The 14,606-nt window shown below is 42.2% G+C and carries 12 protein-coding genes; 11 read left to right on the top strand and 1 reads right to left on the bottom strand.

Features of this window, described 5'->3' with window-relative positions:
- Nucleotides 1-52 precede the first annotated feature (52 nt).
- A complete protein-coding gene (locus tag FZ941_RS01480; protein ID WP_148886577.1) occupies nt 53-886 on the bottom strand; it encodes an AraC family transcriptional regulator in 834 nt (277 codons plus the stop codon).
- Between the two features lie 139 nt (nt 887-1,025).
- Between FZ941_RS01480 and FZ941_RS01475 the strand changes: the two genes are divergently transcribed.
- The 11 genes from FZ941_RS01475 (at nt 1,026) to FZ941_RS01425 (ending at nt 14,606) form a co-directional block, all read left to right on the top strand.
- Nucleotides 1,026-3,188, top strand: a complete 2,163-nt coding sequence (locus FZ941_RS01475; protein WP_148886576.1) for an alpha-galactosidase — start codon at nt 1,026-1,028, stop codon at nt 3,186-3,188.
- A 12-nt stretch (nt 3,189-3,200) separates the two neighbouring features.
- On the top strand, nt 3,201-4,460 hold the full coding sequence (locus FZ941_RS01470) for an extracellular solute-binding protein (RefSeq protein ID WP_148886575.1): 1,260 nt from the start codon (nt 3,201-3,203) through the stop codon (nt 4,458-4,460).
- 13 nt (nt 4,461-4,473) lie between these two features.
- Complete coding sequence (locus FZ941_RS01465) at nt 4,474-5,340, top strand: carbohydrate ABC transporter permease (RefSeq protein WP_049552989.1); 867 nt, start codon at nt 4,474-4,476, stop codon at nt 5,338-5,340.
- Between the two features lie 13 nt (nt 5,341-5,353).
- Nucleotides 5,354-6,187, top strand: a complete 834-nt coding sequence (locus FZ941_RS01460; RefSeq protein ID WP_148886574.1) for a carbohydrate ABC transporter permease — start codon at nt 5,354-5,356, stop codon at nt 6,185-6,187.
- A 255-nt stretch (nt 6,188-6,442) separates the two neighbouring features.
- Nucleotides 6,443-7,888, top strand: coding sequence for a sucrose phosphorylase (gene gtfA / locus FZ941_RS01455; RefSeq protein ID WP_148886573.1), 1,446 nt, complete (start codon nt 6,443-6,445; stop codon nt 7,886-7,888).
- 21 nt (nt 7,889-7,909) lie between these two features.
- Nucleotides 7,910-9,046 carry an ABC transporter ATP-binding protein gene (locus FZ941_RS01450; RefSeq protein ID WP_148886572.1) on the top strand — a complete coding sequence of 379 codons (1,137 nt, stop codon included), beginning with the start codon at nt 7,910-7,912 and terminating at the stop codon, nt 9,044-9,046.
- Nucleotides 9,047-9,222: 176 nt separating this feature from the next.
- Nucleotides 9,223-10,401, top strand: a complete 1,179-nt coding sequence (locus FZ941_RS01445) for a galactokinase (protein WP_148886571.1) — start codon at nt 9,223-9,225, stop codon at nt 10,399-10,401.
- A gap of 66 nt (nt 10,402-10,467) precedes the next feature.
- Nucleotides 10,468-11,952, top strand: a complete 1,485-nt coding sequence (gene galT, locus FZ941_RS01440) for a UDP-glucose--hexose-1-phosphate uridylyltransferase (protein WP_148886570.1) — start codon at nt 10,468-10,470, stop codon at nt 11,950-11,952.
- 77 nt (nt 11,953-12,029) lie between these two features.
- Entirely contained in the window at nt 12,030-13,031 is a 1,002-nt protein-coding gene (gene galE, locus FZ941_RS01435; RefSeq protein ID WP_148886569.1) for a UDP-glucose 4-epimerase GalE, read from the top strand.
- A 133-nt stretch (nt 13,032-13,164) separates the two neighbouring features.
- Nucleotides 13,165-14,088 carry a bifunctional riboflavin kinase/FAD synthetase gene (locus tag FZ941_RS01430; RefSeq protein ID WP_316246079.1) on the top strand — a complete coding sequence of 308 codons (924 nt, stop codon included), beginning with the start codon at nt 13,165-13,167 and terminating at the stop codon, nt 14,086-14,088.
- Between the two features lie 119 nt (nt 14,089-14,207).
- Nucleotides 14,208-14,606, top strand: a complete 399-nt coding sequence (locus tag FZ941_RS01425) for a Spx/MgsR family RNA polymerase-binding regulatory protein (RefSeq protein ID WP_015604875.1) — start codon at nt 14,208-14,210, stop codon at nt 14,604-14,606.

Here is a 14,606-nt window from a genome sequence, read left to right as displayed (position 1 = left end):
TATCTTATATGGGCTATTATACCTCAAAAACAAGTAAATAACAAAGAGGAATTTAGTAAATTTTTCGCATTTGGCTTGGTGAACAGTTGAAATATTTTTTGAAAGTTTTTGAAAAATAAAGTGGGTCAGAAAAACCAACCGAATAGGCAATAAATTTAATTGGTTGAGTAGTAGTTTCCAGAAGTTGTTTTCCTCTATGCATGCGTATATAATGCAGATACTCTTTGGGAGAGAGTCCATTGTATTCTTTAAAAATGGTTGTCAAATAGCTGCGATTGACATTTAGTTCATTAGCAATACCTTGAATGCTCAGTTGTTCAAGCGGATAGCGAGTTTCTAGAATACGTTTGGTATCTATATACAACTGATAAGTGGAATTTTGCTGTTTCAGGAGCTGTTGGTTTGGTGCGAGCTTTCCCAGTTTAAATAGTAGTTCATATAGCATGGCGAGAAGTTGTAAATGACTTAGCATGGTAGATTGGGAATGTTCAGCCTCTTGAATAATATCTATAATAAACTTTCCCAAACTATCAGTAGGAGTAGTACTTGAATTTCTTAGAAAACCTGTTTTGCCAATTTCTGATAAGTTAAAATAATCCGAAACCTTTGTTCCACTAATTCCGAGCCAATAATAGGACCAAGGATCTTCAGAATCTGCCTTATAGTAAGTTAGTTCGTTTGGTTTTAGTAGGAATAAATCTCCAGCTTTCAGGAAAATTTGTTCCCCTTTATAGTGAAAGACTCCTTTGCCTTTTGTAATAAAATGAAGGACGAATCCGTCACGAATAGCAGGCCCGAAAGAATAGTTTGGCTGGCAATCCTCATAGCCGTAAAAGTCTAATAATAAATCAATTGTTCCCGTCTGGTATTCTGAAAATATAAGCATACTTTTTACATCTCCATACTTTAGAAATAATATTGTAATTTTTATTGTTACCTAACATTTTACCATATTTCCCTAACATAATTCTATTTTAGAAAGCGATTTCATAAGGTAAAATATTAGTAAATATGGAGGTTCAGAAATGGCTATAAAAATAGACAAGCATCTATTCTACATCAATACAAAAAATTCTAGTCTTATCATTGAGGAAAGGGATGGCTACCTTTTGCTTAAACACTTAGGCAGAAAAATAGAATCCTATCATTTTTCCAATACAGTATTTGAGCGAGATCATGCTTTTTCTGGTAATCCGAGGTCGAATGAGCGGAGTTTTAGCTTAGATACCCAGCGACAGGTTTTGGGGCAGCATGGTTTAGGAGACTTCCGGCAACCTTCTCTGCAAGTCCAACATGCTAATAATGAAGTAACAGATTTTCGGTTTGTTGAGAGTCAGCTGATTAAGGGAGATTTCGAAGTTCCAGGACTGCCTAGCCCTCACAGTACAGAAGAAGCAGAAACACTGGCCTTTATTTTAGAGGATACAGTAGCTCACTTACGCCTCACTCTTTATTACACAGCTTTTGAGGATAGCAATACCATTGCAACCTTTACTAAGCTGGAAAATATCGGTAGAGAGACAGCAGTCATACATAAGAACTTGAGCTTAATGGCAGATTTGCCGGCAGGTACTTATGATGTGATTAGTTTACAGGGAGCTTATGCTAGGGAAAAAACAGTTCGTCGTCACAAGCTAGAACAGGGAATTTTTAAAATAGCTTCCAACCGAGGAGCTTCTGGTCACGCACAGACTCCAAGCCTTATCCTTTGTGATAGTGAAACGACGGAAGAGGCTGGTCAAGTTTGGGCAATTCAGCTCCTTTATAGCGGAAACTTTGAAGCTTGGATTCAGCAAAATCAGTTGAATGAAGTTCGGCTAGGTATCGGTATCAATGAAGATAACTTTGCTTGGAAACTGGAAGCGGGGCAGACTTTCTATAGTCCTGTTGCTCTGATGAATTATTCGGCTCAGGGTTTGACTGGTCTTAGTCACGAGAGCCAAGCTTTTGTTCAAGAGCATATCATTCCTAAAGCTTTTGCGAAGCGAGAGCGGCCAATTTTAATCAATAACTGGGAAGCAACTTACTTTGATTTCAAAAAAGAGAAGTTGCTAGAGTTAGCAGATGAGGCACAGAAAGTTGGTATTGAGCTCTTTGTTCTCGATGATGGCTGGTTTGGCAACCGTTTTGATGACAATCGGGCTCTGGGCGACTGGTTTGTCAATGAAGATAAGCTAGGTGGCAGTTTGACAGAGCTCATAGCAGAAGTTCATAGCAGAGGATTGCAATTTGGTTTATGGGTTGAGCCAGAAATGATTTCCGTAGACAGTCAGCTTTATCGGGCACATCCAGACTGGGCTATTCAAGTACCCAATCGGAATCATACTTACTCTCGCAATCAACTTGTATTGGATTATGCTAATCCAGATGTGGTAGCCTATATCAAAGAAACACTGGATCAGCTGTTTAGTCAGCACGATATTGACTACATAAAATGGGATATGAATCGTAATATTACCAATCTTGGGAATGGCATTGACTATCTGGCGACCAAAATGCAGTCACATAAGTATATCTTGGGGCTTTATGAAATTGTAAAATATTTGACAGAGAAATATGAGAATATTTTATTTGAGTCCTGCTCAGGTGGTGGTGGACGAAATGATCTTGGTATGATGCGGTATTTCCCTCAAGTCTGGGCTAGTGATAATACCGATGCCATAGCTCGTTTGCCAATCCAATATGGGTCTTCTTATCTTTATCCGACTATTTCAATGGGTGCCCATGTGTCGGCAGTGCCTAATCATCAGATGGGACGAATTACTCCGCTGGCAACTCGGGGCCATGTGGCTATGATGGGAAATCTGGGGTATGAGCTTGATTTGACTAGTCTATCAGATGAAGAGAAAGCGGCGATTGCAGACCAGGTGAAGTTGTATAAAGAATTACGGCCAGTGGTCCAGCTAGGACGTCAGTATAGGCTAATCAATCCAGATGTTGGCTCCAATGAAGCAGCAGTTCAATTTAACTATGAAGATCAAACGATTGTAACCTACGTCCGAGTCTTATCAGTTGTGGAAACGATGGAAACGACCTTGAAACTAAAAGACTTAGAGGAAGAAGGGCTTTATGAGCTGCAGGGAAATGGCGCAGTTTACTCAGGTGCAGAACTCATGTATGCTGGTATCACTATGAATCTTCCGCAAGGAGATTATCTTAGCAGACAGTTGCATTTTATTAAAAAATAAGGAGGTTAGACCATGAAATGGTATAAAAAGATGAGCTTAGCTGCTATTACAGGACTGTCCCTTTTGGGGCTGTCAGCTTGCAGCAGCCAAGGGGAGTCGACAGATGGTAAGGTAACGATTGAGTATTTCAATCAGAAGGGTGAAATGGTTGATACCCTTCGTGAGATTGCCAAAGACTTCGAAAAAGAAAATCCGAATGTGCATGTGAAAGTGGTGAATGTTCCTAACGCTGGGGAAGTACTCAAAACTCGCGTTCTGGCTGGAGATGTTCCTGATGTTGTCAATATCTATCCCCAGTCTATTGAATTGCAAGAATGGGCCAAAGCTGGCTACTTTGAAGATTTATCTAATAAAGATTATCTCAAGCGAGTTAAGAATCATTACGCAGATAAATATGCGATTGACGGAAAAATTTATAATATACCTTATACTGCTAATGCTTATGGTATCTATTACAACAAAGATAAATTCGAAGAACTGGGATTGAAAGTTCCAGAGACTTGGGATGAATTTGAGGAATTAGTTGATACGATTATAGCAAAAGGGGAAACGCCTTTTGCCATTGCAGGAGCAGATACTTGGACTTTGAATGGTTATCATCAGTTAGCTCTTGCCACTGCAACAGGAGGTGGTAAGGAAGCGAATGATTACCTACGTTTTTCCAAGCCAAATGCCATCAAGTCTTCAGATTCAGTGCTTAAAGATGATTTCAGACTGTTAGATTTATTCCGCAAAAAAGGAGCCATGCAAACCAACTGGCAGGGAGCAGGCTATACTGATGTTGTCGGTGCCTTTGCTAGAGGCGATGCCCTGATGACTCCAAATGGTTCTTGGGCTATCACAGCAATCAATGCGCAAGATCCTAAGTTTAATGTTGGAACTTTCCCTTTCCCTGGAAAGCAAAAAGGACAAAGCTTGACCATTGGAGCAGGAGACCTAGCTTGGTCTATCTCGTCAAGTAGTAAGCACAAGAAAGAAGCCAATGCTTTTGTTGAATATATGTCACGTCCAGAAGTTATGCAGAAATATTATGATGTGGACGGTTCACCAACAGCTATTGAAGGTGTCAAGGAAGCTGGGTCAGATGCACCGCTGGCCGGTCTTGCTAAGCTAGCATTTACAGACCGGCATCTCGTTTGGCTAGCTCAAGACTGGACCAGTGAAAGTGATTTTTATACCTTGACTGGGAACTATATTACAACTGGAAACAAAGAGGATATGGCGAAAGCACTAAATGCCTTCTTCAATCCGATGAAAGCAGACGTAGAGTAGGAGTAGATCTACTATGAAAAAATTGATTGAGAAATATTGGGGCTGGCTCTTTGTCCTTGTTCCCCTTGTACTACAGGCTGTATTCTTTTATGTGCCCATGTTTCAAGGTGCCTTCTACAGCCTGACAAACTGGACTGGTTTGACCTATAATTATAAGTTTGTCGGACTCAATAACTTTATGCTCCTCATGAGCGATCCTAAGTTTATGAACGCGATAGGCTTTACATTGATTATTACTATTTGTATGGTGGTTGGTGAGATTATGCTGGGAATCTGGATAGCACGAGCTCTCAACTCGAAGATAAAGGGAAAGACTTTCTTTCGAGCTTGGTTTTTCTTCCCTGCTGTTCTGTCTGGATTGACTGTGGCTCTTATCTTTAAGCAACTTTTCAACTACGGATTGCCAGCTATAGGGAATGCTTTAGGAATTGAATTTCTTAAAACTAGCCTTCTAGGAACGAATGGCGGTGCAATCTTTGCAGCAATCTTCGTCTTGCTTTGGCAAGGGGTAGCCATGCCCATCATCATCTTCCTAGCTGGTCTTCAGTCTATCCCGACTGAGATTACTGAAGCAGCTCGAATTGATGGAGCTAGCAGCAAACAAATCTTTTGGAAGGTGGAACTTCCTTATCTCCTACCAAGCGTTTCCATGGTCTTTATCTTGGCTCTAAAAGGTGGTTTGACAGCATTTGACCAGGTCTTTGCCATGACAGGAGGCGGTCCGAATAATGCGACCACCTCTCTAGGACTTCTGGTATACAACTATGCTTTTAAGAGCAATCAATTTGGTTATGCCAATGCCATTGCTGTTATCTTGTTTCTCTTGATTGCGGTTATTTCTATTATCCAGTTGAGAGTATCTAAGAAATTTGAAATCTAAGAGGAGAAGCCCGATGAAAAATGCAGAAAGAAAAGCTAATTTTAGTAAATATACCTTGCTAACACTGGGGTCTATTATCATTTTAATTCCACTCTTAGCAACGATATTCAGTTCCTTTAAGTCTACCAAAGACATCGTTAATAATTTTTTTGGATTTCCGACTCAACCGACTTTAGAAAATTTTCAACGCCTTTTGGCCGATGGTATCGGAGGCTACTATTGGAATTCAATTGTAATCACGGTTCTATCTTTGGCTGTTGTCATGATTTTTATTCCCATGGCTGCTTACTCTATCGCTCGTAATATGTCTAAGAGAAAAGCTTTTGGTATTATGTATACGCTTTTGATTTTAGGGATTTTCGTTCCTTTTCAAGTTATCATGATTCCTATTACAGTTATGATGAGTAAGCTAGGGCTAGCCAACACTTGGGGATTAATTATCCTCTATCTGACTTACGCTGTTCCACAGACTCTCTTTCTCTATGTAGGCTACATTAAGATTTCCATTCCAGACAGTCTGGATGAGGCAGCAGAAATTGACGGTGCTGGAAAGTTTACAACCTATTTCAAGATTATCTTTCCTATGATGAAACCCATGCATGCGACAACCATGATTATCAATGCCCTCTGGTTCTGGAATGATTTCATGCTTCCTCTCTTGGTACTCAATAAAGACTCCAAGATGTGGACTCTGCCACTCTTCCAATATAACTACACAGGTCAATACTTTAATGATTATGGACCGAGCTTTGCTTCTTATGTTGTTGGGATTATTACCATTACTATCGTCTATCTCATCTTCCAGCGCAACATTATTGCTGGAATGAGCAATGGGGCAGTGAAGTAAGCTCAAGATACAAAGACTGTAAAAAGCTCACAGTGCATACAAAGGCGACCACATCCATAAACTACTGAATTAGTAACGGCTGTAGAAAAATAGGGAATCTGAAAAAGAAGCTTCAGCTTTTTGGAAGATTCATCTTTCGCACAGAGCATAGGGCGTGTCCTATTAGGCGCACTGGAGTAGAAACCGAGCTAAGGGATAGAAAACCTAAAACCGCTAGGAAAGGATATAGAAGACAAGATTTTAGAGGAGAAGACTATGGCTATTCAAAATAAGACCATGCTGATTACTTACTCAGACAGCCTGGGGGAGAATTTAAAAGATTTATATGACAATTTAGAAAAGCATTTTGGCGATGCAGTTGGAGGAGTGCATTTGCTTCCTTTCTTCCCATCAACTGGTGACCGGGGATTCGCCCCAGTAGACTATGAAGAGGTTGATTCAGCCTTTGGTGATTGGGAGGATGTAGAAAAGCTGGGCGAGAAATATTATCTCATGTTTGACTTTATGATCAACCACATCTCACGCCAGTCTAAGTATTATAAGGATTTTCAGGAAAAGAAGGATGAGAGTGAGTATCGTGACCTCTTTCTCAGCTGGGATAAGTTTTGGCCAGAAAATCGTCCGACGCAAGCTGATGTTGATTTGATTTATAAGCGTAAGGATCGTGCACCTAAGCAGGAAATCGTCTTTGCAGATGGAAGCACTGAGTATCTGTGGAACACCTTTGGTGAAGAGCAGATTGATCTAGATGTTCGCAGTCAGGTAACTAATGATTTCATCAAGAAAACATTGCGTCAACTGTCAGAGCATGGCTGTGATCTGATTCGTTTAGATGCATTTGCCTATGCGGTCAAAAAATTAGATACCAATGATTTCTTTGTTGAGCCAGAAATCTGGGATCTCTTAGAAAAAGTCCAGCAGCAAGCGGCTGAGTTTGGGACGGATATTTTACCAGAAATTCATGAGCATTATTCTATCCAGTTCAAGATTGCAGAGCATGGCTACTTTGTCTATGATTTTGCGCTACCGATGGTAACTCTTTATTCTCTATACAGTGGTAAAGCAGAGCGTCTAGTCAAGTGGCTTGAAATGAGTCCTATGAAGCAATTCACAACACTGGATACTCACGATGGTATTGGAGTTGTTGATGTTAAGGATATTCTGACTGATGAAGAAATTGATTTTGCAACCAATGAACTATATAAGGTCGGGGCCAATGTCAAGCGTAAGTATTCCTCAGCTGAGTACAATAATCTGGACATTTACCAGATTAACTCGACTTACTACTCAGCTTTGGGCGATGACGACAAGAAGTACTTCATTAGCCGTCTGATTCAGGCTTTTGCTCCAGGGATTCCACAGGTCTATTATGTTGGTTTCTTAGCTGGGAAAAATGACCTTGAACTGCTAGAAAATACTAAGGAAGGCCGTAATATCAACCGTCATTATTACAGCAATGAGGAGATTGCTGAAGAAGTCAAGCGTCCAGTTGTGCAAGCCTTGTTCAAGCTTTTCAGTTACCGCAACCAGTCTGCTGCCTTTGACCTAGATGGCACTATTGAAGTGAATCTATTGGATGAAAATAGCCTCCGGATCGTCCGTAGCAATGCAGATAAATCAGTCATTGCTCAAGTAGTTATTAATCTCAAAGAATTGACATATAGCGCTAGTGAAAATGACCAAGCTATCACTTTTGAATAGAGATAAGAAAAGAGAAGAAGAATGGTAGAATTAAATCTGAAAAATATCTATAAAAAATATCCTAACAGCGACCACTACTCAGTGGAAGACTTCAATCTAGATATCAAGGACAAAGAATTTATCGTCTTTGTCGGTCCTTCTGGTTGCGGAAAATCAACTACGCTGCGTATGATTGCAGGTCTTGAAGACATCACTGAAGGAACTGCCTCTATTGACGGTACAGTGGTCAATGATGTGGCGCCAAAAGACCGTGATATCGCTATGGTCTTCCAAAACTATGCCCTTTATCCAAACATGACTGTCTACGACAACATGGCCTTTGGTCTCAAGTTGCGCAAGTACAGCAAGGAAGATATTGACAAACGTGTCAACGAAGCAGCAGAAATCCTGGGCTTGAAAGAATTCTTGCAGCGTAAGCCAGCTGATTTATCTGGTGGTCAGCGTCAGCGGGTAGCTATGGGACGGGCTATCGTTCGAGATGCAAAGGTTTTCCTTATGGATGAGCCTCTGTCTAACTTGGATGCTAAGCTGCGTGTTTCTATGCGGGCGGAGATTGCCAAGATTCATCGCCGTATTGGGGCAACAACTATCTATGTTACTCACGACCAGACTGAAGCTATGACCTTGGCAGATCGTATCGTTATCATGTCAGCGACCAAGAACCCTGCTGGAACTGGAACGATTGGACGGGTGGAGCAGATTGGTACGCCGCAGGAAGTCTATAAACATCCGGCAAATAAGTTTGTTGCTGGCTTCATCGGTAGCCCAGCGATGAACTTCTTCGAAGTAACTGTAGAAGGCGATCGCCTGGTCGGACTGAATGGTGACTTTAGCCTCAAGGTACCAGAAGGTAGCCTTAAGGGTCTCAAAGAAAAAGGCTATCAAGGCAAGAAAGTTATTCTGGGTATTCGTCCGGAAGATATCAACATGGAAACAGCCTTTCTGGAGACCTTCCCAGAGTCAGTTCTAACTGCGAAGATTTCTGTTTCTGAGTTGCTTGGAGCGGAGTCCCATCTCTACTGTGCGGTTGGTAGCAGTGAATTTGTTGCCAAAGTTGATGCACGCGATCATATGAATACCGGAAGTAGTATCAAACTAGGCTTCGATCTAAATAAGGCGCATTACTTTGATGTTGAGACTGAAGACAATATTTTCTAATCTATTGCTCCTTATAAAATAATCCAGACAGATTACTGTTTGGATTTTTACGAAAAATCTATCTACAAAATTAGTAAAAATTTACTAAATTTATTGAAGTTTTACTCGAAAACAGATATAATAAAAATAAGGAAACGATTACAATGTCGATCATTCATTTTAAAGGAGTTTAGTTTATGTCAAACGTACTTTCAGCGGAGCAAGTCCGCGCAGATTTTGCCAAAGTTTTTGGAGTAGAAGCGGATCACACATTCTTTTCACCTGGTCGGATCAATCTGATTGGTGAGCATACGGACTATAACGGCGGTCATGTCTTTCCTGCAGCAATTTCCCTAGGAACTTATGGAGCGGCTCGCAAGCGGGACGATCAGCTCTTGCGATTCTTCTCAGGGAATTTTGAAGAAAAAGGGATTATTGAAGTGCCACTGGAAAACCTGCACTTTGAGCCTGAGCATAACTGGACCAACTATCCGAAAGGAGTTTTGTATTTTCTGCAAGAGGCGGGTCATAAAATTGACCGAGGAATGGATATCTATGTTTATGGAAATATTCCCAACGGATCGGGCTTGTCTTCTTCTGCATCTATAGAGCTTTTGACGGGTGTTATTGCTGAGAAACTCTTTGATTTGCACTTGGAGCGTCTGGACTTAGTGAAAATTGGTAAATTAACTGAGAATGAATTTATCGGGGTTAATTCTGGCATCATGGACCAGTTTGCTATTGGAATGGGTGCTGACCAGCGGGCTATTTACTTAGACACCAATACTCTTGAATATGACTTGGTGCCGCTTGATCTCAAGGACAATGTCGTAGTGATTATGAATACCAATAAGCGTCGTGAGTTAGCTGACTCTAAATACAATGAGCGTCGGGCGGAGTGCGAAAAAGCTGTTGAAGAATTGAACCGCAAGCTGTCTATCGCTACCTTGGGTGAGTTGGACGAGTGGGCCTTTGATGAGTATAGCTATCTGATAGAGGACGAAAATCGTCTCAAACGGGCTCGCCATGCTGTTTTGGAAAATCAACGTACTTTGCAAGCACGGGCAGCTTTGCAGGCAGGCGATCTTGACAAGTTTGGCCGTCTCATGAATGCCTCCCATGTTTCATTGGAGCATGACTATGAAGTGACTGGTCTAGAGCTGGACACCTTGGTTCACACAGCCTGGGAGCAAGAAGGTGTTCTGGGGGCTCGTATGACTGGAGCAGGCTTCGGTGGTTGCGCCATTGCTTTAGTTGCTAAGGATGCGGTGGAATCTTTCAAAGAAAATGTCGGCCACAAGTATCAAGAAGTCGTCGGCTATGCCCCTAGCTTTTACATTGCAGAAGTAGCTGGTGGAAGCAGAGTGCTGGACTAAATCACAGAAAAGAAACTTGGGCTGACAGCAATGCCAGCCCTTTACTAGCAAGAGAAAGGAAGATATATGTCCAAAAAGTTACTGGATGCTTTTGTATCTGCAATAATTGACAATAGTATTTTTGAGAAAATGGACGCCATTTATCTGCGAAACCGTGTCATGGCTTTGGTCGGAGAGGCAGTGGCAGAGCTGGAAACTGAGGCTGAGCAGCTAATTGACCTCAAAGATGACTTGGTGGGTGCAGCTGTAAAGAGTGGGGAGATTGGTGCTACCCTGGCTGAGCAAGATATACTGGGAGCAGAGCTGATGGACTTGATCACTCCAGCCCCTAGCCGGCTCAATCGGGACTTCTGGACGACTTATGGCTCCAATCCTGAGCAAGCTGTGGCTGATTTTTATCAGCTTAGTCAAAAGAATGACTATATCAAGGTCAAGGCGATTGCGAAAAACATTGCTTTCAAAGCACCGACTGAATATGGAGATTTGGAAATCACCGTCAATCTCTCTAAGCCAGAAAAGGATCCCAAGGAAATTGCGGCAGCTAAAAAGGCAAAAAACAGCAATTATCCAACCTGTCAATTATGCATGGAAAATGAAGGCTACCAAGGCCGCTTGGATCACCCTGCCCGCGCTAACCATCGGATTATTCGATTCGATTTGGCCGGACAGGAATGGGGCTTCCAGTATTCGCCCTATGCCTACTTTAATGAGCATTGCATCTTTCTGCACAGCCAGCACCTTCCTATGGCTATCAGCCGGCTGACCTTTGAGCGCCTGCTGGACATCGTCGAGACTTTTCCAGGCTATTTTGCAGGATCCAACGCCGACCTGCCTATTGTCGGTGGCTCCATCCTGACCCACGACCACTATCAGGGCGGACGTCATACCTTCCCTATGGAAATAGCAGAACTGGATTGCAGCTTTACTTTTAGAGGATTTGAAGAGGTGGAAGCAGGCATTGTCAAATGGCCCATGTCCGTCATTCGGCTGAGATCTGAGAATAAGGAACAGTTGATTGAGTTGGCTGACAAGATCTTGCAAGCTTGGCGGACTTATTCTGACCCAAGTGTGCAAGTCTTGGCAGAGTCTGAGGGTGAAGCGCATCATACTATCACACCGATTGCTCGCAGAAAAGATATATTTTTTGAGCTAGACTTGGTCTTGCGGGACAATCAAACTTCCTCAGAACATCCTGACGGCATTTACCATCCTCATAGAGATGTTCAGCATATTAAGAAAGAAAATATCGGTCTAATTGAAGTTATGGGGCTGGCTATTCTCCCGCCTCGGCTCAAGGAAGAACTCAAGCAGGTGGAACTTTTCTTGCTGGGAGAAGAATGTCAGGTTGCTGGCTATCATCAAGAGTGGGCCAATCAACTCAAAGACCAGAATCCAGATGTTACCGCTGAGACGGTGGAAGGAGTAGTTCAGGCATCGATTGGACAAATTTTTAGCCGTGTGCTGGAAGACGCGGGAGTTTACAAGCGAACTGAGGAGGGCAAGGAGGCTTTCATGCGCTTTGTCCAATCTGTTGGTTTGAAAGAGGAATAATTGCAGTGAGAGTTTTCATTCGTCCTTATTTTTTATAAAATAGTTAAAGTATAAATCAAGACAAGAAAGAGAGAAACATGGCAATTTTAGTATTAGGCGGAGCTGGTTATATCGGCTCGCACATGGTAGACCGTTTGGTAGAAGCAGGCAAGGAAGAGGTGGTTGTCGTTGATAATTTGGTGACCGGCCATCGCGCAGCGGTTCATCCGCAGGCAGTCTTTTATGAGGGCGATTTAGCTGATAAGGATTTTATGCGTAGTGTATTTGCCAATCATCCATCTATTGATGCAGTCATTCACTTTGCTGCCTTTTCACTTGTAGCAGAGTCTATGGCGGACCCGCTCAAGTATTTTGATAATAACACGGCTGGCATGGTTTCTCTTTTGGAGGTCATGCAGGAATGCGGCGTTAAAAACATTGTCTTTTCTTCGACAGCGGCGACTTATGGTATTCCTGAGGAAGTGCCGATACTGGAAACGACTCCGCAAAAGCCGATCAATCCTTATGGTGAGAGCAAGCTTATGATGGAGACCATTATGCGCTGGGCAGACCAGGCCTATGGAATCAAGTTTGTAGCCCTTCGTTATTTTAATGTAGCTGGTGCCAAGCCTGACGGTTCAATCGGTGAGGATCACGGGCCTGAAACCCATCTCTTGCCTATTGTGCTCCAGGTGGCTCAGGGCAAACGTGAGAAGATTGCCGTCTTTGGAGACGATTACGATACTCCGGACGGGACCAATGTCCGCGATTATGTCCATCCTTTCGACTTGGCTGACGCCCATATTTTGGCTGTCGAGCATCTGCGTTCCGGACAACCTTCAGATGCCTTTAACCTTGGCTCTTCAACTGGATTTTCTAACCTTCAAATTGTAGAAGCAGCACGAAAGGTGACCGGCCATCCGATTCCTTTGGAAATAGCAGAGCGGCGCCCAGGGGATCCGGATACGCTGATTGCTTCCTCTGAGAAAGCAAGAAGGATTCTGGGCTGGCAGCCGAAATTTGACAATATCGAAACCATTATTGAAACCGCTTGGAAATGGCATTCCAGTCATCCAAATGGCTATGATGATCGCCAGTAATCAGTGTAGTTTTAGATATTTACAGAGACACTTTGTTAGAGATAGCAAGGTGTTTTCTTGGAGCGATGGAAGTTCTTTTCATGGGATTTAATTTGTTGTAAAAAAAGCGGATACATAGTAAAATAGAAAAATGATGAAAATAAGACGAATAAATAATGAATTAGAGATAAAGCAGGAAGAAGATACTGTCTTGGTGCTAGGCTATTTTGACGGCCTGCATAAGGGACATCAGAGACTTTTTAAGGAAGCAAGGAAAATCGCAGAAGAGCAAGGATTGAAGATTGCTGTTTTGACCTTTCCTGAGTCACCCAAATTAGCTTTTGTCCGCTATCAGCCAGAGTTGATGTTGCATTTGAATCATCCTGAGGAACGCGCTGCTCACTTAGAAAATTTGGGTGTGGACTACCTTTACTTGATTGACTTTACTAGCCATTTTTCTAAAAATACGGCCCGAGAATTTTTTGATAAGTACGTTGCTGCGCTTAAAGCAAAGGCAGTTGTGGCAGGTTTTGATTACCATTTTGGATCTGACAAGAGAAAGTCAGAGGAGCTTGCAGACTATTTCGATGGTCAGATTGTCATCGTCTCATCAGTTAATCAAGATGAGGAAAAAATCTCTTCTACTCGGATTAGAGAGACTATTCAAAATGGTGATGTTTCCAAGGCGCATCAGCTATTAGGCTATCCACTCTCTACTCGGGGCATTGTGGTTCATGGCAATGCTAGAGGGCGCACCATTGGCTACCCAACTGCTAATCTAGCACCATTGGATCGCGTGATTTTGCCAGCAGATGGAGTCTATGTGGTAGATGTTGAGCACAATGGCAAGATTTATCGAGGAATGGCTAGTGTCGGAAAAAATGTAACCTTTGAAGGAGATGAACTTCGGTTTGAGGCCAATCTATTTGACTTTGCGGAGGAAATCTATGGCGATACGATTCGAATTATCTGGCTGGACAAGATTCGTGATATGGTCAAATTTGATGGTATTGAAGAACTGGTTGCTCAGTTAAAGAGTGATGAAGAAGTGGCAAGAAACTGGGAATGTTCGGAATAAATGTCAGTTTTTGATATTTTTCTTAGTATTTCAAGCCGATTCTTAAAAATATCTAGTCAAGAGAGATAAAATTTAGTATAATAGAGTTAGTTACTATATAAAAATAAGAAGAGAACAGCATGATTACACTATTTTTATCGCCTAGCTGCACTTCCTGTCGCAAGGCGCGTGCTTGGTTGATTAGTCATGAAGTTCCATTTACGGAGCATAATATCATGACGAGCCCTCTGTCTGCTCCAGAATTGCAACACATTCTTTCATTGACAGAAAATGGCACTGATGACATCATCTCAACCCGCTCAAAAATTTTTCAAAAACTAGATTTAGATGTAGAGGATTTATCGATTTCAACGCTCATTAAGCTGATTGAGGAAAATCCTAGTCTTTTGCGTCGCCCAATTATCCTCGATGGTAAACGAATGCAAATCGGCTTCAATGAAGATGAAATTCGTGCTTTCTTGCCTAGGGGTTATCGGAAGGAAGAACTCAGAGCCGCAACTATGCGTGCTGATATTTAA

Origin of the sequence: Streptococcus sp. Marseille-P6264, assembly GCF_902460355.1 — a bacterium.
GTDB lineage: Bacteria > Bacillota > Bacilli > Lactobacillales > Streptococcaceae > Streptococcus.
This window is presented reverse-complemented; position numbering and strand designations above follow the sequence as displayed.

Excerpts from the sequence above, each read along its gene's own strand:
- FZ941_RS01480 (WP_148886577.1), bottom strand. The coding sequence starts at position 886 with ATGCTTATATTTTCAGAATACCAGACGGGAACAATTGATTTATTATTA.
- FZ941_RS01475 (WP_148886576.1), top strand. The coding sequence starts at position 1,026 with ATGGCTATAAAAATAGACAAGCATCTATTCTACATCAATACAAAAAAT.
- FZ941_RS01470 (WP_148886575.1), top strand. The coding sequence starts at position 3,201 with ATGAAATGGTATAAAAAGATGAGCTTAGCTGCTATTACAGGACTGTCC.
- FZ941_RS01465 (WP_049552989.1), top strand. The coding sequence starts at position 4,474 with ATGAAAAAATTGATTGAGAAATATTGGGGCTGGCTCTTTGTCCTTGTT.
- FZ941_RS01460 (WP_148886574.1), top strand. The coding sequence starts at position 5,354 with ATGAAAAATGCAGAAAGAAAAGCTAATTTTAGTAAATATACCTTGCTA.
- gtfA (WP_148886573.1), top strand. The coding sequence starts at position 6,443 with ATGGCTATTCAAAATAAGACCATGCTGATTACTTACTCAGACAGCCTG.
- FZ941_RS01450 (WP_148886572.1), top strand. The coding sequence starts at position 7,910 with ATGGTAGAATTAAATCTGAAAAATATCTATAAAAAATATCCTAACAGC.
- FZ941_RS01445 (WP_148886571.1), top strand. The coding sequence starts at position 9,223 with ATGTCAAACGTACTTTCAGCGGAGCAAGTCCGCGCAGATTTTGCCAAA.
- galT (WP_148886570.1), top strand. The coding sequence starts at position 10,468 with ATGTCCAAAAAGTTACTGGATGCTTTTGTATCTGCAATAATTGACAAT.
- galE (WP_148886569.1), top strand. The coding sequence starts at position 12,030 with ATGGCAATTTTAGTATTAGGCGGAGCTGGTTATATCGGCTCGCACATG.
- FZ941_RS01430 (WP_316246079.1), top strand. The coding sequence starts at position 13,165 with ATGAAAATAAGACGAATAAATAATGAATTAGAGATAAAGCAGGAAGAA.
- FZ941_RS01425 (WP_015604875.1), top strand. The coding sequence starts at position 14,208 with ATGATTACACTATTTTTATCGCCTAGCTGCACTTCCTGTCGCAAGGCG.